Source organism: Methylobacterium sp. WL64 (genome assembly GCF_008039945.1).
Taxonomy (GTDB): Bacteria; Pseudomonadota; Alphaproteobacteria; order Rhizobiales; family Beijerinckiaceae; genus Methylobacterium.
In genome coordinates, this window is sequence record NZ_VRVA01000078.1 from 1 (window position 1) to 20,953 (window position 20,953).

Genomic DNA, 20,953 nt, shown 5'->3' on the forward strand with positions numbered 1-20,953 from the left:
CCGCCACGCCGCGCCGCGCGCCGCCCGCGGCGGCACCCGTCCGCGAGGCCACGGCCATCCCGGTCGAGTGAGGCGGAGCCGGTCCGATCGGGGCCGGACAACCACTGCTTGTCCAAAATCTGCCCACACGAGGATCCTGCTCAAGGCTTGACCACTGGGCCGATCCGCAACACATAGACGATACGCCAGCAACAGGGTCGGGCCGGTGCGGCCATGGCCCATGGACCGGTCGAAGCGGCCGGATACAGGCGGCGCAATACAGACTTCAGGGTAGGGTACGCCAGGCTTCGCACGAACGGTCGAGCAAGCACCCGCTCGATCCTAGGTTGCGAATCACAATGCATCTTGAAGTGGCAGACATGCAGGGCAAGCACTCTGCTTTCGGGCTGGCAGGAAAGCGGACGACGCCATGAGCGGCGTGTTGGAACAGGAATCGCTCTTTCTCACGGATCTCGGGCGCCGCGTCAGGCACGCGCGCACCGTGCGTGGCTTGTCGCGCAAGGTGCTGTCCCAGACCTCGGGCCTCTCCGAGCGCTACATCGCGCAGCTCGAGGGCGGACAGGGCAACGTCTCGATCATCCTGCTGCGGCGGGTCGCCAACGCCATGGGCGTGCGCCTCGACGATTTGATCACCGGCAATGACGGCCTGCCCGACTGGCCCGTGGTGCGCGACCTGCTCGGCCAGGCGAATCCGGCCCAGATCGCCGCCGCCAAGGAGGCGCTCTCCGGCGGCAGCCGCTCCGAATCGAGCGGGCGCCTGCGCGTCGCGGTGATCGGACTGCGCGGCGCCGGCAAGTCGACGCTCGGCAAGCTCGCGGCCGAGCGCCTGGGCTGGACTTTCGTGGAGTTAAACGCCGAGATCGAGCGGGAGAACGCGCTCTCGGTGCAGGAGATCTTCGCGATCTACGGCCAGGAGGGTTACCGCCGCCTGGAGCAGGCGGCCCTGCGCCGCCTCACCGAGCATCCCGGCCCGCTGATCCTGGCGACGAGCGGCGGCATCGTGGCCGAGCCGCTGACCTACGACCTGCTGCTCCAGGCGTTCTACACGGTCTGGCTCCGCGCCCGGCCGGAGGAGCACATGAGCCGCGTGCGCGAGCAGGGGCACCTCGCCACCACCGGCGACCATGCCTCGGCGATGCAGGAGCTGCGGGCGGTGCTGGCGAGCCGGGAGCCGCTCTACGCCCGGGCCTCGGCCACGGTCGACACCTCCGACATCCCGCTCCAGACCATGGTCGACCGCCTCGTTTCGACGATCGAGGCGCGGTTCGGTGAAGTGGCCGTCGCCGGCTGAAACAAGCCCGTGCCCGCGACGGAACCGCTGACAGCGACAAAGGAGCGGCCTCTCCCGCACGCCTGCCACCCTTGATCGCTGCGCTGCGGCGCACCACGCTATGGTAGGCTGCCGTCACGGGCGGCCGGTTGCCGGAACGCACGATGCCCCAGACCAAGCGCGCCGCGCATAGCTCACCCTGTAGGACGACGTGCTAGGATGACCCGCAACGGCGCGGTCGTTCACCGCGTCGGCCGGGATGCCGGAGCTTCGCCGCAGCGCCCGGCCCCACCCGGCCATGAGGCCGGATCCGCGGCAGCGAAGCGCGCACCAGACACCTCGATCGCGAGCCACCGTTCATGAGTGCCAGTCCAGCCCTCAGCCCAGCCTTCAGCCGCGACGCAGGGGACCTCGCCGTCTGCGATCCGGTCTGGTCGCGGCTGCGCGCCGAGGCCGAGGACGTCTTGCGCACGGAGCCGCAGCTCGCCTCGTTCATCGTCGCGACCATCCTGAATCACGCCACCTTGGAGGGCGCGGTCGGCCACCGGGTCGCGGCCCGGCTCGGGCACCCGTCGCTGCCCGCCGAACTGGTCGCGCACGCGTTCCACGAGGCGATCGCGGCCGACTCCACCATCGGAGACGCGTTTCGCGCCGATATCGGGGCCGTGATCGACCGGGATCCCGCGACGCTGCGGGCCCTGGAGCCCGTCCTGTACTTCAAGGGCTTCCACGCGCTCCAGGCCTACCGCCTCGCCCACCACGTCTGGACCCGGGGGCGGCGCGACCTCGCGCTCTACCTGCAGAGCCGGGTCTCCGAGGTATTCCAGTGCGACATCCACCCGGCCGCCCGCATCGGCCGGGGCGTGTTCCTCGACCACGCCACCGGCCTCGTGGTCGGCTCGACCGCGGTGGTCGAGGACGACGTCTCGATCCTCCACGGGGTGACGCTGGGCGGCACCGGCAAGCAGCGCGGCGACCGCCACCCCAAGATCCGCCGCGGCGTGATGATCGGCGCCGGCGCCAAGATCCTGGGCAATATCGAGGTCGGCGCCTGCGCCCGGGTCGCGGCCGGCTCCGTGGTCCTGCGGCCGGTCCCGGCCAACACCACGGTGGTGGGTGTGCCGGCCCGCGTCGTCGGCACCGCCGGCTGCGACGATCCGGCCCGGGCCATGGACCAGCTGGTCGCCCTCGATCAGTTCATCCACGTGGGCGACGGCATCTGACCCACCGCCGCCGCGCTCGGCCGATGCGCTTGCTGCTCCGCCGCGGGCGTGGCAAGCCCTCCGCCGATCCGGGGCGCCAACGCCGACAGGGGAGGCAAGACAGCGTGACCAAAGCCGAGACCGCGAAGCTGCAGGATTATCTGCGCCGCAAGTTCGCCAACAACAACATCCGCCTGACCGCGATGAAGACCGGCGATACCGCCGAGGTGTTCATCGGCGAGGAGTCGATCGGCGTGATCGCCGACGACAAGGAGGACGGCGACGATTCCTTCGTCTTCCGCATGGCGATCCTCGACATCGATCTCGAGGACGAGGCCTGAGGCACGGCCCGCGGGCCGGGTTCCACCGGCCCGCGCCTGTGCACAGGTTAACGCTAACCCGGGCGATTGCTTAACATCCGGTAAATCGTGTGGCTAAACTCCGCGCAACCTGTTTAGGAGCGCGAATAATGGTCCTCACGCCCGCCGCCCTGGAGTCGATCCGGACGCTGTGTATCGGCCTGGCGCTGTCCGGGCTGATCGCCAGCGCCTTCGAGTTGTTCGCGGCGCGGCGGGCGAGTTTCAGCCTGCTGGAGCGGGGCGGCCTGCCCGCGGTGGCGGCCCTGCCGATGCTGGCCTTCTCGGCCCCTTTCATCATCCTGCGCAACACCGTGCGCGGCCGGAGGATCGAGGGCCGCCCGATGCCGTTCGTGATGCTGGCGACCGTGATCGCCTGCGGCTGGGGCCTGCTGTCGGGCCGGGTCGCCCTCGATCTGGCGGCGATGCTGGTCGGGGCGTGAGACCGCGGGAGACCGGGGCCGCACGCGGGCGTCCAGCCGCTTGAAAGCCCGGACGCGTCCGATGGCGAGCCCCTGTGGAACGGAGCCGGAGGCGAGCCGCTGCCGCTCATCGCCCTCGAGGCACCCTGCCTGCTGCGCACGCTCGCCTGCGAGCACCTGGACAGGCACGGATTGAGCTGGCGTATCGCCTTCGTCAGTCCGAGCCTCGGAGGCCTCTGGGCGGCCACGGTGGCCGGCCTGGGAATCGGTGTGCAGACCCCGATCGGCCTGCCCTCCTCGGTCGGCATGCTCGAGGCCGCCGGGCATGGTCTTCCATCCTCGCCGTCCCTGGGCCTCATGCTCCGCCGGTCCGACCGGGGACCCAGCCCGCTCGTCGACGATCTCGCCGCCGCCATCCGGCAGGCCCTGCGCGAGACTCGCGACGACGCCTGGCTGCCGCCCTGACGCGCCGGGGTCGGCCCCCATGTCCGGCGGTTTTCCCGATGGGTCGGGTCGACTCGCTGGGGTGGACTGCCCTCCGCCTCGGCGAGCGCGCGGTTCACGGCTCCGCGGTGGCCACCTGGGCGGCGCCCTCCTTGCCCTCCAGCGAGACCCAGGCCTGACCGTCCTGGCCCGCGCGCTTGATGAAGCTGTAGCCGGTGCGCCGCCACGGGCGGATCGCGTCGGTCTTGTTGTCGAGGATGAAGTCGCCGTGGTCGGTGCGCACCGTCAGCACCGCGTGGCCGGCATTGGTCTCGTCGATCACGACGGTCATCAGCAGGGCCCGCCGCGAGAGGCCGCGCTCGGCCAGCATCCGGCGCTTCAACAGCTGGTAATCCTCGCAGTCGCCGAAGCCGTCGTCCGGGAAGTCCCAGCGATCGACGACGCCCCAATGCGCCTGATCGGTGATCGGCCGGATGCGCGCGTTGACCCGGCGGTTGACGCTCCGCAGGGTCCGCCACACCGCCACGGTGAGCGGGATTGCGGCGGGTTGCGCGACATTGAGGGTACATTCCTCCGGCAGGCGCCGGCAGAACTCCGTCCAGCCCGCGATCGCACCGACCGGGCCGCTGGCTTCGGGAGCCGGAGTGCCATCGGGGAGGTTCAAGCGGGCATGGGCGCGGGTGTTGGCGCCCCCGAGCATCAGGATCGTGCCCACCAGGGCGAGGCTCGCGGCCTGCCGGGCTCGGCGCAGAGGGGCCGACCATCCGCGCCAGTGGGGCGCCAGGAACGCGAGAGCCGGAATCCCACCATCCGCGTGCCGCATGGATCACGCCCCATCGCCCGATGATGACGGGAGGGTGACACGCGGGCGTGCAACGCACAATGGTTAAAGACGAGTTGATAAACGCGCGAGCCTTCGGATCGGTTCCCATTGAGGGCTGTGTTGCATCCGCGTTGCTGTAGCCCAGAGCATGCGCTGGCGGAATGGCCGCCCTGCTCCCCTCTGGAAAGCCTTGATTCGACCGAGCTTTGCCGGCTTGAGACAGGGGTGGCCCGCTTCGAGATTCGCGGGCGGATCGATCACCTCGCAAGAACCCAGCCATCCCCCTGCGGGATCGCCCCATGCCAGAGAAGGATTTCACGATGCAGCCCGCCATCCAGCAGGTGATCAGAGCGCTCGCCGAGGATGGTCGGGCCGGTGCCATCGGCATCGCCGAGCACGCCGTGGAAGCCTACCTGGCCGGCTCGCCCACCGAGGGCGACCGTGCCTTGTCGCGCGACATCCTGGTCCGCGACCTCGCCAGCCTTCGGGGCATCGCCCCGCACCTCGCCGGCTTCATCGGCCGGGTCGAGACCTTCGTGGCCACCCTTGCTCAGCCGTCGCTGAGCCGCGCCGCCTGAACGGGCTCTTTCGAATCTAGGTTTCGAGGTCCGGGGCTCGGGTGTTCCGGGTCCCGAGGGCGGGCAGCGCACTGTCGGACACGCCTTACGGCGCGTAGCCGGTGCATGCAGGCCCTCGATACAATTCCGTCATCCCGGGGCCGCGAAGCGGAGCCCGGGACCCAGACCCGCCGCAACATCCGGATTTTTCGCCGTCGGCGGCTCTAAATCCTAGGCTCGCTTCCGGAGCCGCGGGATGACGGAGTGCTGTTTCGGCCTTGGACGTCGGGCAGCCGTGGCGGGACGGTCGCATTGCCACGCGTTTCCCGATCCCGCGTCCCCGCCCCTGAACCTCGCCACAGGGCCGAGCCTTCTGGGCAACCGCGACCGGCTGGAGATCGAAATCCCGATCAGCGGTTGGCGGTGGTGACCGGCGAGGTGACGCCGCCGAGCGAGACCCACGCGGTCGCATCCTGGCTCTCGCGCTTGATGAACACGTAGCCGGTCTTGTGCCAGGCCTCGATCACACTGGTCTTGTTGTCGAGGATCAGGTCGCCGCGGTCGGTGATCAGGGTCAGGACGGCGTGGCCCTCACCCTTCTCGTCGATCACTACGGTCATGCGCATCGCCCGGCGGGGCAGCCCGGCCTCGGCCAGCAGGTGGCGCTTGAGCAGCTGGAAGTCTTCGCAGTCGCCGATGCCGTCCTCGGCCAGGTCCCAGCGGTCGGCGACATGGAGATGATCCATGTCGGTCATCGGCTCGACCGTCCTGTTCACCCGGCGGTTGACCGAGACGATGGTGGCCCAGACCGCCGGGGTCAGGGTGATGCGCGCCGGCTCGCTCCGGTCCACGGCGCATTCCGCCGCGTAGGACTGGCAGAACGTCACCCAGGCCGCGATCGGCCGCGCGTCGCTGAGCACCTTCGCGCCGGATTCCACCGGGAGGCTCGCCAGGGTCTGGGCCTCCGCGGTGGCCGCGAGGCCGAGCAGCACCAGCGCGCCGGCGAGCGTCACCCGAACCGTCTTGAGAAGCCCCGCGCCCATCGAACCCGTCCTCGTTGTTGAGGACAGGATTGCGCCGCAGAGCCTCCGCGGCGCTGAAGCGGATCCGCGCAATTTTATCGATTCGCCCGCCGCGGCGGGCTCTAGCGCGACAACGTCGACGGGGGACTTGGGAACATCGGCAAATCCGTGGCTTCCGGTTCGGAAACCGGAAACCTTGAGGGCCCCTTACGGCCCCGGCACCCCCGAATCACCCCGCCGTCTGGTCGAGCTTGCGTTCCGTCTCGCCCTTCAGCTCGGGAAAATCCGCCTGCGTATAGGCCCGGCCCCGGTGCGGGTCCTCGGTGACGCCGTCATGCTCCAGCCGGCGCAGCTGAACCCGGCGGATCTTGCCCGAGATGGTCTTCGGCAGCTCGGTGACGAATTCGAGACCGCGCAGGCGCTTGAACGTCGCCAGCCGGGCATTGGTGAAGCGGAAGATGTCCAGCGCCGTCTCCGGGCCGGCCGAGGCGCCCGCCACCAGCGAGACGTAGGCCTTCGGGATCGTGTGGCGCATCGGATCGGGGATCGGCACCACCGCGGCCTCGGCCACGGCCGGATGCTCGATCAGCACGCTCTCCAGCTCGAACGGGCTGATGCGGTACCCCGACGACTTGAACACGTCGTCGGCCCGGCCCACGAACGTGTAGCAGCCCTGGTCGTCCACGAAGGCGACATCGCCGGTGCGGTAGAGCGCGCCCTCGGCCCCCGACAGGGTGCCGGTGCCGTCGTCGTAGCCCTGCATCAGGCCGGCGGGGCGGTGCGTCCCGAGTTCGAGGCAGACCTCGCCTTCGCTGGCCGGCGCGCCGTCGGCGTCGAGCACGCGCACGCGATAGCCGGGCAGCGGCCGGCCGAGGGCCCCCGGCACCACCGGCTGACCGGGGGTGTTGGCCATCAGGGCCGTGGTCTCGGTCTGGCCGTAGCCGTCGCGGATCGTGACGCCCCAGGCGTCCTTCACCCTCTCGATCACCTCGGGGTTCAGCGGCTCGCCGGCGGCGCAGACCTCGCGCAAAGCCAGCGTCCGGCCGGTCAGGTCCTCCTGGATGATCATCCGCCAGACGGTGGGCGGCGCGCAGAGCGTGGTGGCGCCGGTGCGCTCCAGCTGCGCGAGCAGGGCGGAGGCGTTGAACGGGGCCTGGTTGATCACCAGGATGGTCGCGCCGGCATTCCAGGGCGCGAAGAACGACGACCACGCGTGCTTGGCCCAGCCGGGCGAGGACACGTTGCAATGCACGTCCCCGGGCTTGAGCCCGAGCCAGTACATCGTCGAGAGCGCTCCGACCGGATAGGAGCGGTGGCTGTGGCGGACCAGCTTCGGCTTCGCGGTGGTGCCGGAGGTGAAGTAGAGTAGCAGCGGGTCGTCGGCCGCGGTCGGCCCGTCGGGCGTGAAGGTCTCGGGTGCGCCGGACGCGTCGTCGAAGGCGCTCCAGCCCGCCGTCGCCGCGCCGGTGACGATGCGGATCGCCTCGCCGGTCTCCAGCCCGGCGAAGCGCCCGAGCTGCTCCGGCCCGGCCACGATCGCCCGGGGCCGGCCGCGGGCCAGGCGGTCAGCGAGTTCGTCCGCCGTGAGCAGGGTGGTGGCCGGGATGACCACGGCCCCGAGCTTCATCGCGGCCAGCATGGTCTCCCACAGGGCCGGGACGTTGCCGAGCAGCAGGAGCAGGTGGTCGCCGCGCTTCAGCCCGAGCCCGCGCAGGTGGTTGGCGACCTGGTTGGACCGGCGCGCCATCTGCCCGAAGGTCAGGCTCTGCTCGGCGCCGCCGGCGGCCTCGACGATGTGGAGCGCGGTGCGGTCGCGGCTCTCGGGGGCTGCGAGCTCGGCGTCGAACCAGTCGAGCGCCCAGTTGAACGGCACCGGGTCCGGCCAGGCGAAGGCCGAAACCGCCGCCGCGTAGTCGGTGCGATGGGCCAGCAGCAGATCGCGGGCCTCCCGGAAGCTGGGCATGGTCGTTCCCCCCGTCGTTCTTGTTCGGCCGGCAGATCCGGCCGCATCCCGCCCTCAGGCGGGAATCAGGTCCTCGCCGGCCTGGCCGCGCGCGAGGCGCTGCACCATGCCGGCGTGGAAATGGCGGATCTCCTCGGCGATCGCCTCCACCGCGCGGCCGTTGCGGGGAAAGTCGTCGGCGTTGAGCCCGATCAGGCCGGCCGTGTAGCCGGTCTCGTTGTTCTCGAACGGGTCGGCATAGAGCCAGGTCCACCAGTCCCGCGCCGGGACGAGGCTCGCGCCGGGCTCGACCCGCAGCGCCGCCAGGAACCGGAAGTGCCGGACCAGCTCCTTGCGCCAGACCGCCCGGGTCTCCGGAGCCACGTCGAAGGCCAACAGCGTCACGAGATGCTCGTTGATGGTCTCCTCGCGCCCGCGCGCCTTCTGGGCAACGATCGTGCGTGGGAACGCCATCTCGAAGCGCGCTTCGCTATCGCGGTCCAGGACGTCCATCGCCCATCCTCGCTCAGGTGTTCTCGAACCGGGCCGGCCGCTTCTCCACGAAGGCGGCCATGCCCTCCTTCTGGTCCTGGGTGGCGAACATCGCGTGGAAGACCCGGCGCTCGAAGCGCACGCCCTCGGTCAGCGTGGTCTCGTACGAGCGGTTGACCGCCTCCTTGGTCATCATGGCGATCGGCAGCGACATGGACGCGATGATCTCGGCCGCCTTGAGCGCCTCGTCGAGCAGCCGGTCCGCTGGGACCACCCGCGAGACCAGGCCGGCGCGCTCGGCCTCGGCGGCATCCATCATCCGGCCGGTCAGGCACATCTCCATGGCTTTCGACTTGCCGACGAACCGCGTGAGCCGCTGGCTGCCGCCGATCCCCGGCATGACGCCGAGCTTGATCTCGGGCTGGCCGAACTGCGCCGTGTCGGCGGCCAGGATGAAGTCGCACATCATGGCGAGTTCGCAGCCGCCGCCGAGCGCGTAGCCCGCCACCGCGGCGACGATCGGCGTGCGCACGGACGTGAACCGCTCCCAGTCGGCGAAGCGGTCTTGCGCATACATCTCGGCGTAGGTCGCGTGCTGCATCTCCTTGATGTCGGCCCCCGCCGCGAAGGCCTTGGCCGAACCGGCGATGACGATGCAGCCGACGCCCGGATCGGCATCCGCCTCGGTCGCGGCCCGGATCACCTCACGGGTGAGCTGCGCGTTGATGGCGTTGAGCGCCTTCGGGCGGTTGAGGGTGATGAGCAGGACCCGCCCGCGCGTCTCCGTCAGGATCGTCTCGTACGCGTCCATCACGACTCACTCCCCGATCCGCGAAGCATACGGATGATCGCGGAAAAGTCCTCTCCCCCGTGGCCGAGGCCCTCGAACAGACCGTAGATCTGTGCGGCCTCGGCGCCCAGCGGCGTCGCGGCCCCCGACGCGAGGGCGGCGGCCTGCGCCAGCCGGAGATCCTTGAGCATCAGCGCGGCGGCGAAGCCCGGCTTGTAGCCGGCATTGGCCGGCGAGGTCGGCACCGGGCCCGGGACCGGGCAATAGGTGGTCAGCGACCAGCACTGGCCGGAAGAGACCGAGGCGACGTCGTAGAGCGCCTGATGCGACAGCCCGAGCTTCTCGCCCAGCGCGAAAGCCTCGCTGACGCCGATCATCGAGATCCCGAGGATCATGTTGTTGCAGATCTTGGCCGCCTGCCCGGCGCCGGCCGCGCCGCAATGGAACACGTTCTTGCCCATGGCCTTGAGCAGCGGCTCGGCACGTCCGAAGGCGTCCTCGCTGCCGCCGGCCATGAAGGTCAGCGTCCCGGCCTTGGCGCCCCCGGTGCCGCCGGAGACCGGCGCATCCACGGAGAGGCAGCCGCGCGCCTCGGCGAGGCCGTGGGCCTTGCGCGAACTCTCGACGTCCACGGTCGAGGAATCGATCAGCAGGGTGCCGGCCGGCAGGGCGTCGGCGAGCTGGGTCCAGACCTCGACCACGTGACGCCCGGCGGGCAGCATGGTGACCACCACCTCCGCGCCCTCGGCGGCCTCCAGGGCCGAGCCCGCCACCGCGACCCCCGCGGCACGGGCCGCCTCCAGGGAGGCCGGCGCGAGGTCGAACCCGCGCACCGCGTGCCCTGCCTTCACGAGGTTGGCCGCCATGGGGCCGCCCATGTTGCCGAGACCGATGAACCCGATGGTCTGTGCCATCATACCCCTCCCGTTCGCTTGTTACTGCCCCTCCCAACCATCCCCTCATCCTGAGGTGCGGCGAAGCCGCCTCGAAGGAGGGCTCCAGGGATCGCGCGGCGACTGGAGGGCTCCTTCGAGGCCCGGCGATCCTATGGATCGCTGGGCACCTTAAGGGTGAGGTGGGTGGTGGCAGAGGCCGCGCTCACATCACACCGGCCCCGTGCGCGAGCCCGGAAAAACCGGGTCCGCCCGCGTCTCCAGCCAGCGGGCGATGCAGGCCGGATCGACCGCGTCGAGGCGCGGCGGGTTCCAGCGTGGAGACTTGTCCTTGTCGATCACCGCGGCGCGGATGCCCTCGCGGAAATCGCCCTCCTCCAGCAGCGCCAGCGAGGCGTGGAACTCGCGCTCCAGACAGGCTTCGAGGTTGGGCGAGCGCCGGCCGAGGCGCAGCAGGCAGAGCGTCAGGACCAGGCTCGACGGGGACTTGGCCAGCAGGGTCTTCCGGGCCGCCGCCGCGAAATACGAGCCGTCCGCCGCCAGGGCAGACAGGATCTCGTCGACCATGTCGAAGGCGAAGCACCGGTCGATGAGTGCGCGATGCTGCGCCAGGGGCGGTTCGCCGGGGTCGCGCGCCAACCGGCCGAGCACGTCGCGCACGCCCGCGTCGCCGGCCTCGGGCTGCAGAGCCGACAGCGCGTCGATCAGGTCGGGCAGCGCCTGCACGGGCACCAGCAGGTCGGCGAGCCCGCAGTAAATCGCATCGGCGGCGCCGACCGGCTCTCCGGTCAGGCCGAGATAGGTGCCGACCTGTCCGGGCGCCCGGGGCAGCAGCCAAGTGCCGCCGACATCCGGCAGGTAGCCGATGCCGGTCTCCGGCATGGCCACGCGCGAGCGCTCGGTGACGATCCGGTGGGCGGCATGCCCCGCGAGGCCGACGCCGCCGCCCATGGTGATGCCGTCCATCACCGCCACGAACGGTTTTTCATAGGCGGCGATGCGGGAATCCAGCCGGTACTCGTCCCGCCAGAAGGCTTCGGCGAAGGCGGTGCCGGCGTTATCGTAGAGGCCGCGCAGGTCGCCGCCGGCACACAGACCGCGCTCGCCCTCGCCGGTGAGCAGCACCGCGGCGATGCCGGGATCGGCGGAGAACTGGTTCAGGGCGGCGTCGATCTCCAGGACCATGCCGTGGGTCAGGGCGTTCAGGGCCTTCGGCCGGTCGAGGCGCAGGCGCCCCAGCGCGCCGACGCGCTCGACGATCACATCGCTCATCAGCGTCCCCCGGTCAGCGCGCGGGCGATGATCACCCGCATGATCTCGTTGGTGCCTTCGAGGATCTGGTGCACCCGCAGGTCGCGGACGATCTTCTCGATGCCGTACTCGGCGAGATAGCCGTAACCGCCGTGGAGCTGCAGGGCCTGGTTCGCGACCTCGAAGGCGGCGTCGGTGACGTGGCGCTTGGCCATGGCGCAGAGCTGCGTGGCGGCCGGATCCTTGGCGTCGAGCGCCGCGGCGGCGTGGCGCAGGAAGGTGCGCGACACCTCCAGGGACGTGGCCATGTCGGCCAGCCGGAACTGGAGCGCCTGGAAGTCCGTGAGCTTCGCCCCGAAGGCGCGCCGGTCGGCCATGTAGGCCAGGCTCTTGTCGAGGGCCGACTGGGCGCCGCCCAGCGCGCAAGCCGCGATGTTGAGCCGGCCGCCGTCGAGGCCGCTCATGGCGATGCGGAAGCCCTGGCCCTCCGTGCCCAGGCGGTTGGCCACCGGGACCCGGCAGCCGTCGAACCGCACGGCCCGGGTCGGCTGGGCGTTCCAGCCCATCTTGCGCTCTTCCGCGCCGAAGGAGAGGCCGGGTGTCCCCTTCTCGACCACGATCGCCGAGATGCCCTTCGGCCCCGCCTCGCCGGTGCGGACCATGCAGACGTAGAGGTCGCTGACGCCGGCGCCCGAGATGAACTGCTTCTCGCCGGTCAGCACGTAATCGTCGCCGTCCCGCTCGGCGCGGGTGCGCAGCGCCGCCGCGTCCGAGCCCGAGCCCGGCTCGGTCAGGCAGTAGCTGGCGATCGTCTCCATGCCCATCAGGCCCGGGATCCAGCGCCGGCGCTGGTCCGCGTCGCCGTAGGCGTCGATCATCCAGGCGCACATGTTGTGGATCGACAGGAACGCCGCCACGGTCGGGCAGCCGGTGCTCAGCGCCTCGAAGATCAGGGCGGCGTCGAGCCGCGACAGGCCCGAGCCGCCGACATCCTCGCGGACGTAGATGCCGGCCATGCCGAGCGCCGCGGCGGCCCGCAGGGTCTTCACCGGGAAGGTCTTGTCCCTGTCCCAGTCCAGGGCATGCGGCGCGATGTGCTCGGCCGCGAAGCCGAGCGCCATCTCGCGGATCGCGGTCCGGTCCTCATCGAGCCCGAAACTCATGGGCATCACTCCAATAGGTCAGAACGGACGCTTCCCTCCCCCCTCTGCGGGGGAGGGTGGCCCCTGCGTCAGCAGGGGTCGGGACGAAGTCCCGCAAGAGGGGAGCGACGTTTCCGGACAGGTCGCGACGGGCGCGAGATCCTGCACCGTCGCGTTGCCCCTCTCCCGCCGCGCCTCCGCGCGGCACCCTCCCCCGCAGAGGGGGGAGGGTTGAAATGCCCCTACCGCATCGTCGGGATGGAGAACTCTGCCCCGGTCTTGATGCCGCTCGGCCAGCGCTGCGTGACGGTCTTGGTCTTGGTGTAGAAGCGGATCGAGTCCGGCCCGTGCTGGTTCAGGTCGCCGAAGCCCGAGCGCTTCCAGCCGCCGAAGGTGTGGTAAGCGATCGGGACCGGGATCGGCACGTTGACGCCGACCATGCCGACGTTCACCCGGGCGGTGAAGTCGCGCGCCGCGTCGCCGTCCTGGGTGAAGATCGCGACGCCGTTGCCGTACTGGTGGGTCGAGGGCAGCGCCAGCGCCTCCTCGTAGTTCTGCGCCCGCACCACCGAGAGGACCGGACCGAAGATCTCCTCCTTGTAGATCGTCATGTCGGGGGTGACGCGGTCGAACAGCGAGCCGCCCATGTAGAAGCCGTTCTCGTAGCCCTGGAGCTTGAAGCCGCGGCCGTCGACGGCCAGATGCGCGCCCTCGGCGACGCCCTGGTCGATGTAGCCCGCGACCTTCCGGACCGCCTCGGCTGTGACCAGCGGGCCGTAATCGGCCGAGCCGTCATGCGACGGGCCGATCTTGAGTGACTCGACCCGCGGGATCAGCTTCTCCATCAGGCGGTCGGCGGTGGCCTCGCCCACCGGCACCGCCACCGAGATCGCCATGCAGCGCTCGCCGGCCGAGCCGTAGCCGGCGCCGATCAGCGCATCGACCACCTGGCCCATGTCGGCGTCCGGCATGATGATCATGTGGTTCTTGGCGCCGCCGAAGCACTGGGCGCGCTTCCCCGTCTGGGCGGAGCGGACGTAGATGTACTCGGCGATCTGCGAGGAGCCGACGAAGCCCACCGCGCGGATGTCCTCGTCGTCGAGGATCGCGTCGACCGCTTCCTTGTCGCCGTTGACGACGTTGAGGATGCCCGGCGGCAGCCCGGCCTCCAGGAAGATCTCGGCGATGCGCAGCGGCACGCTCGGGTCGCGCTCGGACGGCTTCAGGATGAAGGCGTTGCCGCACGCGATGGCCGGGGCGCATTTCCACAGCGGGATCATGGCCGGGAAATTGAACGGCGTGATGCCGGCGACCACGCCGAGCGGCTGGCGCAGGGAGTAGACGTCGATGCCGGGGCCGGCGCCCTCGGTGTACTCGCCCTTGAGCAGGTGCGGGATGCCGCAGGCGAACTCGACCACCTCGACGCCGCGCTGGATGTCGCCCTTGGCGTCGGGGACGGTCTTGCCGTGCTCGGAGGCGAGCAGCTCCGCCAGCGCGTCGTGCTCGCCGCGGATCAGCTCCAGGAAGCGCATCATCACCCGGGCGCGCTTCTGCGGGTTGGTGGCCGCCCAGGCCGGCTGAGCCGCCGCGGCGTTCTCGATGGCGGCCCGCATCTCGGCCTTACTGGCCAGCGCGACCTGGGCCTGGACCTCCCCGGTCGAGGGGTGGAACACGTCGGCGAATCGCCCGCTCTCGCCGCCCACGGTACGGCCGCCGATGAAGTGCCCGATCTTGCGCATGCGCGCCTCCCTGATGTCGTGTTGGGTTTGGTTTTGGCGCAGCCTAACAGGATCGCTTGAACGATAAAGCCGGATGCGCTTACATCCGTCGTGCATCGATGCACAGCGGGTTTGCGACCATGAGCCGGGCTGGACGCAACTGGGACGATCTGCGCTTCTTCCTGGCGGTGGCGCGCACCGGCACCCTGAGCGCCGCCGCGACCCGGACCGGCACCGAGCACACCACCGTGGGGCGTCGGATCCGCGCGCTGGAGGAAGGCCTCGGCGCCCGCCTGTTCCACCGCAGCAACGTCGGCTACGCGCTCACCGAGGACGGCGCCAACCTGATGGCCGTGGCCGAGGCCATGGAGAGCGCCTTCCTGTCCGCCAGCGCCGCCACGGAGGCCGGCGCGCAATCCGTCTCCGGCACCGTGCGGATCGGGGCCCCGGACGGGTTCGGCAGCGTGTTCCTGGCCTCGCGGATGCACCGGCTGACCGAGCGTCACCCGGGGCTGGAGGTCGAGATCATGGCCACAGCCCGGATCTTCAGCCTGTCGAAGCGCGAGGCCGACATCGTCATCGGGCTGTCGACCCCGCAGCAGGCCCGGGTGGTGGCGCGCCGCCTCACCGATTACCGGCTGTTCGTCTACGGATCCGAGGCTTACCTCGCGGCAGCGCCCGCGATCGCCGGCATCCCGGACCTCACGGCGCATCCGTTCGTCGGCTATATCGAGGACATGCTGTTCGCGCGCGAGCTGAACTATCTCGGCGCGCTCGAGACGGCGGTCTCGGCGCGGCTGCGCTCGACCAACCTGCTCGCCCAGGTCCACGCGACGCTGAACGGCGCCGGCTTGTGCATCCTGCCGGCCTTCATCGCGGCGGCCCATCCCGGGCTGGCGCCGGTCTTGCCCGGGGCGGTGTCGCTGACCCGCTCGTTCCACATGCACATCCACGAGGACCACCGGAAGGCGGCCCATATCCGGGCGGTGGCGGGCTTCATCGCCGGCGAGGTCGAGGCGGCGGGCGCGCTGTTCGCCGGGCCGTCCGTGTAAGCGCCGGCGGTTTCGCGGCGGCGGCCCAAGTCCTAAGATCGACAGTTACCGGAAGGCCCGAACCGTCTCTAAGCCAAGGATCAATAACATGGTTGCCTCGATCGCCCTGCCGCGGCTGATGCGCATCGGCGCCGGCGCCTCGCGGCTGCTGCCGGAGATCCTGGGCCAGCTCGGCCTGTCCCGCCCCTTCGTGGTCACCGACCCCTATCTCGTCAGCAGCGGCCGCACCGACACGCTGCTCGAACGGCTCGCCAGCGCGGGGGCCCGCGGAACGATCTTCTCCGAGACCGTGCCGGACCCGACCGTGGCTTCCGTGGAGGCGGCGCTCGCCGCGCTCAAGGCCGGCGACTTCGACTGCGTGGTCGGCTTCGGCGGCGGCAGCCCGATGGACACCGCGAAGGCGGTGGCGGTGCTCGGCCGCCACGGGGGCCACATGCGCGACTACAAGGCGCCCCGCCTGCAGGACGAGCCCGGCCTGCCGATCGTGGCGATCCCCACCACGGCCGGCACCGGCTCGGAGGCGACCCGCTTCACCATCGTCACCGACGAGACCTCGGACGAGAAGATGCTCTGCATCGGGCTGGCCTACCTGCCGGTGGCCGCGCTGGTCGACTACGAACTGACCCTGACCAAGCCCAAGCGCCTCTCCGCCGATACCGGCATCGATGCGCTGACCCACGCCATCGAGGCCTACGTCTCGCGCAAATCCAACCTGTTCTCGGACGGGCTCGCGCTCCAGGCGATGCGCCTGATCGCGCCGAACCTGCGCCGGGTCTGGACCGACCCCAGCGACCGGGCGGCCCGGGAGGCGATGATGCTCGGCGCGACCCAGGCCGGCATCGCCTTCTCGAACGCGTCGGTGGCGCTGGTCCACGGCATGAGCCGGCCGATCGGCGCGCATTTCCACGTGGCGCACGGGCTCTCGAACGCGATGCTGCTGCCGGTGGTGACGGCCTTCTCGGCCCCCGCCGCGGTGGCGCGCTACGCCGCCTGCGCCCGGGCCATGGGCATCCCCGGCCTCGACGGCGATGACCGGGCCGCCGTCAACGCCCTGGTGGCGGAACTCGAAGCCCTCAACGACGACCTCGACGTGCCCGGACCCCGGGAATACGGGATCGACCCGGCCCGCTGGGAGGCCCTAATCCCGACCATGGCCGCGCAGGCGCTCGCCTCCGGGTCCCCCGCCAACAACCCGGTCGAGCCGAGCGCGGAGGAGATCCAGGCGCTGTACCGGCGGGTCTGGGCGGCCTAATCGTCGCTGGTGAAAAGCGCTGGTCTCCTCGCCCGTACGAGCTTGCGGATTCACACATCGGGTCGGCAGAACACACGGGAGACACCGCGGCTCTCCCTCCCCCCTTTGCGGGGGAGGGTGGCCCCCGAAGGGGGTCAGGAGAGGGGAGCGACGGTGCAGGAGAAAGCGCCGGCCTTCACCCCTGCGCGGCCTTCTTCCGGAAGCCGGGTTCCCCTCTCCCGACCCGGCCTGACGGCCGGCCCACCCTCCCCCGCGGAGGGGGGAGGGAGACGCGTCTGGGGTTAGCCTTGGCCCAAATCCGGCAGCGATGTGAGAATATCGTAGCCCGTGCGGGGAAGGGAGCGCGTCGCGTTCTGCAAGAGCAAGGGCCTTCAAATCCTTGACGGCCCTCGCCTCACGATAAGAGCGCCTATTACTTTGCCGCCGCCGTCAGCGGGCAGCCGCTCTCGGCCGGGCTCGCGTAGGCTTCCTTGCCCGGGATGGTCGCGAGTTGCTTGTAGAGGTCCCACGGGCCCTTCGACTCGGCCGGCTTCTTGACCTCGAACAGGTACATGTCGTGCACCATGCGGCCGTTCGGCTGCACCGTGCCGCCGTGGGCGAACACGTCGTCCACCGGGAGCGCCTTGAGCTTGGCGTTGACCGCCTCGGTCTCGTCGGTGCCGGCGGCCTTGACGGCCTTCAGGTAGGACAGCACCGCCGAGTAGGTGCCGGCCTGGATCATGTTGGGCATCCGGCCGGTGCGCTTCATGTAGCGCTGGCCGAAGGCGCGGGTCTCGTCGTTGGCATCCCAGTACCAGCCCTCGGTCAGGGTCAGGCCCTGCGCGACCTTGAGGCCGAGCCCCTCCACCTCCGAGAGGGTGAACAGCAGGGCCGCGAGCTTCTGGCCGCCCTCGACGATGCCGTACTCGGCCGCCTGCTTGATCGCGTTGGAGGTGTCCAGCCCGGCATTGGCGAGCCCGATCACCTTGGCCTTCGAGCCCTGCGCCTGAAGCAGGAACGAGGAGAAGTCCTGGTTCGAGAGCGGGTGGCGGACGCTGCCCAGCACCTTGCCGTTGTTGGCCAGCACCACGCGGCTGGTATCGGCCTCCAGAGCCGAGCCGAAGGCGTAGTCGGCGGTGAGGAAGAACCAGGTGTCGCCGCCGGCCCGGGTCAGCGCGCCGCCTGTGCCGACCGCCAGCGCCCGGGTGTCGTAGGCCCAGTGGTAGCCGTAGGGCGTGCACGCCTTGCCGGTGAGGTCGCTGGAGGCCGCCCCGGTGGTGATCGTGATCTTCTTCTTCTCGCGGGACAGGCCCTGGACCGCCAGCGCCACCGACGAGGTGGTCAATTCCATGATCGCGTCGACGCCGTCGCGGTCGTACCATTGCCGGGCGATGCCCGAGGCGATGTCCGGCTTGTTCTGGTGGTCGGCCGCGAGGATCTCGATCGGCACGCCGTCGATCTTGCCGCCGAAATCCTCCACCGCCATGCGGGCGGCCTCCACGGAGCCCTGGCCGCCGAACTGGGCATAGAGGCCGGACTGGTCGTTGAGCACGCCGATGCGCAGCGCGTTGCCCGAGAAGGCGCCGGCCGCGGCACCCTGGGCGGCCGCCGGGCCCGAGCCCAGAGCCAGGGCGGTGAACAGCACCGCACCGCCAAATGTCCTGTTCATGTCACTCCCCGGCATGTTTTGCCCGGATGATCCGAGCACCCGATTCTGACGCGGGTTCGGGCGAAGACTATTGCAGCCGCGGATGCTGCGCCACGGCCAGGATTGGGCCGCAGGTGAGAGATCGCGCCGGTTGTGACAGGCCCGGCAACCGCCCCGTTTCCGGACCGTATCCGACCGGCGCAGTTATAATACCTTAACCATAAGTACACGAATGGCCCCCCAGGGTCCGGGGATGGACGGCAATTCGGCCGTCTCCGGCGCGTGGCGATGCGATGAATCCAGCCCGTCTCGCCGTCCTCGGCATCGCCCTCGCAGCGGGCAGCGGGGCGGCCTTCCTGATGAGCGGCGGCGACCCGCCTCCGCCGCCGCCGGCCCCGAAGGCCGAGCAACCGCCGCCGGCCCCGACGACCGAGGTGCTGGTGGCCGCCGCCGACATGCCCATGGGCCAGGTGCTGCGGGCCGCGGACCTGCGCTGGCAGCCCTGGCCGGATGCCGCCATGACGGCCGGCTACATCAGCCGCAAGGACAACGCGAAGGCGCTGGACGAGACGGTCGGCGCCTCCGTGCGTTCGAGCTTCCTCGCCGGCGAGCCGATCCGGGCGCAGAAGCTGGTCCGGCCCGACAGCGGGTTCATGGCCGCGATCCTGCCCTCCGGGATGCGCGCGGTCGCCATCGTCACCGACAGCCGCGGCACCAACTCCGCCGGCGGCTTCATCCTGCCCAACGACCGCATCGACGTGATCCGCACCTTTCGCGACGACGCGAACTCCCGCGCCAACAACAGCGAGGTGCAGCTCTCCCAGACGATCCTGACCGATATCCGCGTCCTCGCGATCGGTCAGCTGATCCAGGAGAAGAACGGCACCAACGTCGTCACCGGCGAGACCGCCACGCTCGCCGTCACCCCCGCCCAGGCCGAGACGCTGACGCTCGCCCAGAAGGTCGGCACGCTGTCGCTGTCGCTGCGCAGCCTCGCGGATGCGGGACGCCCCCCCGAGGCCCAGCCGGTCGAAGCCCATCCGGGCGAGGCCGCGATGGCGCAGACGCCCGAACCCGGATTGACCGTCGTGCGCTTCGGCGTCGCGCGGCAGCAGACGCCGTGATCCCCATGACCGACCTGCCGACCCTCCTCCGTCCGGCGCGCGTCCTCGCGCTGCTCGCCCTGGTGGCCGGGGGCCCCGCCCTCGGGCAGGGGCGGCCGACGCTCGGGCCCGCGCCGGTGCTCACCGTCGGGTCGGCGGAGGCCGCCTCGTCCCGCCGGGTCGAGCTGACCGCGGGCCGCTCGGTGATCGTCGACCTGCCGCGGGACGCCAAGGAGGTGTTCGTCGCCAACCCGGCGGTGGCCAACGCGGTGGTCCGCTCGACCCGGAAGGTGTTCGTGATCGGCATGGCCGACGGCGCGACCTCGATCTTCATCCTCGACGCCGAGGGCCGCCAGATCGCCGCCCTCGACGTGACCGTGGCCCGGGACCTGAACCTCGGGACTTTGCGCGAACTGCTCGGCCAGAGCATCCCGGGCGGTCGCTTCGACGTGCGCTCGTCGGGCGCCTCGGTCCTGCTGTCGGGCTCGGTCAACTCCTCCTCGGACGCCCAGCAGGCGATCGACATCGCCAACGCCTTCGTCGGCCTGGGCGGGGCCGCGGCCGCCACCGGCGCGCCGAGCGGCGGCGTCTCGGCCGGCGCGCGCGGCGCGGTGATCAACAACCTGACGATCCGCAACAAGGACCAGGTGATGCTGCGCGTCACCGTGGTCGAGGTGTCCCGCACCGTACTGAAGCAGTTCGGGATCAACATGACCGGCAATTGGTCGGCGTTAAATCCGGTGAGCACAGTTACGGACGCGGCGACCGGCCTCGTGACCTCGCCGGCTCTCAACAACACCCTGCCCTTCCCGATCACCGGCGGCAGCACACCCTCGGGCAACCAGCTCCAGGCCTCCATCAAGGGAGCCGGCTTCTCGCTGCAGGCGACGCTGAAGGCCTTCGAACAGGCGGGCGTCTCGCGCATCCTGGCCGAGCCGACGCTGACCGCGATCTCCGGGGAGGCCGCGAAGTTTCTGGCCGGCGGCGAATTCCCGGTGCCGTCCTCAGCCTCCTGCGTGGTCGGCGGTGTCTGCACGCCCGGCATCACCTTCAAGCCCTACGGCGTCTCGCTCTCCTTCACGCCCGTTGTTCTGGCCGACAACCGAATCTCGATCCGCGTGGCCACGGACGTGACCGAGATCGATCCGCAGCAGAGCTTCAACTACACGGTCGGCAACAACACGGTGGCCGTGCCCGGCACCCGGGTCCGCCGCTCCGAGACCACCGTCGAGCTGCCGTCGGGCGGCGTGATGATGACCGCCGGCCTGATCCAGCAGGTCAACAAGCAGGCGATCTCCGGCCTGCCCGGCCTGGTCAACCTGCCGATCCTCGGCGCGCTGTTCCGGTCCCGGGACTACCAGCGCATGGAGACCGAGCTGATGATCATGTGCACCCCGTTCATCGCCCGAGCGATGGAGCCCAAGCAGGTGACCCGGCCCGACGACAACTTCGTCGACGCCACCGACGGGCAGGCGGTGCTGCTCGGGCAGGTCAACCGCCTCTACGGCAAGGTCGGCGCCGCCCCTCTCGGGCGCACCTATCGTGGCCGCGTCGGCTTCATCGTCGAGTAGCGCCCCGCTTCCAGGACCGGATCC

The 20,953-nt window shown here is 70.6% G+C and carries 19 protein-coding genes and 1 pseudogene; 10 read left to right on the forward strand and 10 right to left on the reverse strand.

The window, feature by feature from the left end; genetic code table 11:
* Window positions 1–406: 406 nt before the first annotated feature.
* The 5 genes and pseudogenes from FV242_RS23770 to FV242_RS23790 form a co-directional block, all read left to right on the forward strand.
* Window positions 407–1,291, forward strand: a pseudogene (locus FV242_RS23770) (helix-turn-helix transcriptional regulator); the annotation flags it as partial.
* Window positions 1,292–1,629: 338 nt separating this feature from the next.
* Window positions 1,630–2,493 (forward strand): serine O-acetyltransferase, encoded by an 864-nt coding sequence (gene cysE / locus FV242_RS23775; RefSeq protein ID WP_147940638.1) that lies wholly within the window; start codon window positions 1,630–1,632, stop codon window positions 2,491–2,493.
* Between the two features lie 104 nt (window positions 2,494–2,597).
* Window positions 2,598–2,813, forward strand: a complete 216-nt coding sequence (locus FV242_RS23780) for a DUF3126 family protein (protein ID WP_147909246.1) — start codon at window positions 2,598–2,600, stop codon at window positions 2,811–2,813.
* 128 nt (window positions 2,814–2,941) lie between these two features.
* On the forward strand, window positions 2,942–3,271 hold the full coding sequence (locus tag FV242_RS23785; protein ID WP_147909247.1) for a hypothetical protein: 330 nt from the start codon (window positions 2,942–2,944) through the stop codon (window positions 3,269–3,271).
* Between the two features lie 171 nt (window positions 3,272–3,442).
* On the forward strand, window positions 3,443–3,715 hold the full coding sequence (locus FV242_RS23790) for a hypothetical protein (RefSeq protein ID WP_246692846.1): 273 nt from the start codon (window positions 3,443–3,445) through the stop codon (window positions 3,713–3,715).
* A 94-nt stretch (window positions 3,716–3,809) separates the two neighbouring features.
* On the opposite strand, the gene FV242_RS23795 is transcribed toward FV242_RS23790, so the two are convergent.
* A complete protein-coding gene (locus FV242_RS23795) occupies window positions 3,810–4,517 on the reverse strand; it encodes a transglutaminase-like cysteine peptidase (protein ID WP_147940640.1) in 708 nt (235 codons plus the stop codon).
* Window positions 4,518–4,816: 299 nt separating this feature from the next.
* On the opposite strand from FV242_RS23795, the gene FV242_RS23800 reads away from it, so the two are divergent.
* Window positions 4,817–5,095, forward strand: coding sequence for a hypothetical protein (locus tag FV242_RS23800; RefSeq protein ID WP_246692847.1), 279 nt, complete (start codon window positions 4,817–4,819; stop codon window positions 5,093–5,095).
* Window positions 5,096–5,484: 389 nt separating this feature from the next.
* On the opposite strand, the gene FV242_RS23805 is transcribed toward FV242_RS23800, so the two are convergent.
* From FV242_RS23805 to FV242_RS23845, 8 genes are all read right to left on the reverse strand, one after another.
* Window positions 5,485–6,117, reverse strand: a complete 633-nt coding sequence (locus tag FV242_RS23805; protein WP_147909250.1) for a transglutaminase-like cysteine peptidase — start codon at window positions 6,115–6,117, stop codon at window positions 5,485–5,487.
* A gap of 208 nt (window positions 6,118–6,325) precedes the next feature.
* On the reverse strand, window positions 6,326–8,059 hold the full coding sequence (locus FV242_RS23810; protein WP_147940641.1) for an AMP-binding protein: 1,734 nt from the start codon (window positions 8,057–8,059) through the stop codon (window positions 6,326–6,328).
* A 54-nt stretch (window positions 8,060–8,113) separates the two neighbouring features.
* A complete protein-coding gene (locus FV242_RS23815; RefSeq protein WP_147940642.1) occupies window positions 8,114–8,551 on the reverse strand; it encodes a hypothetical protein in 438 nt (145 codons plus the stop codon).
* Between the two features lie 13 nt (window positions 8,552–8,564).
* Window positions 8,565–9,341, reverse strand: coding sequence for an enoyl-CoA hydratase (locus FV242_RS23820; protein WP_187278534.1), 777 nt, complete (start codon window positions 9,339–9,341; stop codon window positions 8,565–8,567).
* Window positions 9,341–10,234 carry a 3-hydroxyisobutyrate dehydrogenase gene (gene mmsB, locus FV242_RS23825; protein WP_147940644.1) on the reverse strand — a complete coding sequence of 298 codons (894 nt, stop codon included), beginning with the start codon at window positions 10,232–10,234 and terminating at the stop codon, window positions 9,341–9,343. Before mmsB ends, FV242_RS23820 begins: the two co-directional genes overlap by 1 nt.
* Before the next feature lie 189 nt (window positions 10,235–10,423).
* The gene (locus tag FV242_RS23830) at window positions 10,424–11,485 is read right to left on the reverse strand and encodes an enoyl-CoA hydratase/isomerase family protein (RefSeq protein ID WP_147909255.1); all 1,062 of its coding nucleotides are present in this window, start codon (window positions 11,483–11,485) and stop codon (window positions 10,424–10,426) included.
* Window positions 11,485–12,627 carry an isobutyryl-CoA dehydrogenase gene (locus tag FV242_RS23835; RefSeq protein ID WP_147940645.1) on the reverse strand — a complete coding sequence of 381 codons (1,143 nt, stop codon included), beginning with the start codon at window positions 12,625–12,627 and terminating at the stop codon, window positions 11,485–11,487. Before FV242_RS23835 ends, FV242_RS23830 begins: the two co-directional genes overlap by 1 nt.
* A gap of 221 nt (window positions 12,628–12,848) precedes the next feature.
* Window positions 12,849–14,345 carry a CoA-acylating methylmalonate-semialdehyde dehydrogenase gene (locus FV242_RS23845; protein ID WP_147940646.1) on the reverse strand — a complete coding sequence of 499 codons (1,497 nt, stop codon included), beginning with the start codon at window positions 14,343–14,345 and terminating at the stop codon, window positions 12,849–12,851.
* A 119-nt stretch (window positions 14,346–14,464) separates the two neighbouring features.
* Here FV242_RS23845 and FV242_RS23850 point away from each other — a divergent pair, with 119 nt between their 5' ends.
* Both FV242_RS23850 and FV242_RS23855 read left to right on the forward strand, forming a co-directional pair.
* Window positions 14,465–15,376: a LysR family transcriptional regulator gene (locus FV242_RS23850; protein WP_246692848.1), complete on the forward strand. Its 912-nt coding sequence runs from the start codon at window positions 14,465–14,467 to the stop codon at window positions 15,374–15,376.
* Window positions 15,377–15,464: 88 nt separating this feature from the next.
* Entirely contained in the window at window positions 15,465–16,628 is a 1,164-nt protein-coding gene (locus FV242_RS23855; protein ID WP_147940648.1) for an iron-containing alcohol dehydrogenase, read from the forward strand.
* 412 nt (window positions 16,629–17,040) lie between these two features.
* On the opposite strand, the gene FV242_RS23860 is transcribed toward FV242_RS23855, so the two are convergent.
* On the reverse strand, window positions 17,041–18,276 hold the full coding sequence (locus tag FV242_RS23860; RefSeq protein WP_147940649.1) for an ABC transporter substrate-binding protein: 1,236 nt from the start codon (window positions 18,274–18,276) through the stop codon (window positions 17,041–17,043).
* A 272-nt stretch (window positions 18,277–18,548) separates the two neighbouring features.
* Between FV242_RS23860 and cpaB the strand changes: the two genes are divergently transcribed.
* Both cpaB and FV242_RS23870 read left to right on the forward strand, forming a co-directional pair.
* Complete coding sequence (gene cpaB / locus FV242_RS23865) at window positions 18,549–19,379, forward strand: Flp pilus assembly protein CpaB (protein ID WP_147909261.1); 831 nt, start codon at window positions 18,549–18,551, stop codon at window positions 19,377–19,379.
* Window positions 19,380–19,384: 5 nt separating this feature from the next.
* Complete coding sequence (locus FV242_RS23870) at window positions 19,385–20,929, forward strand: type II and III secretion system protein family protein (RefSeq protein WP_147940650.1); 1,545 nt, start codon at window positions 19,385–19,387, stop codon at window positions 20,927–20,929.
* The last annotated feature ends 24 nt before the right edge of the window (window positions 20,930–20,953 follow it).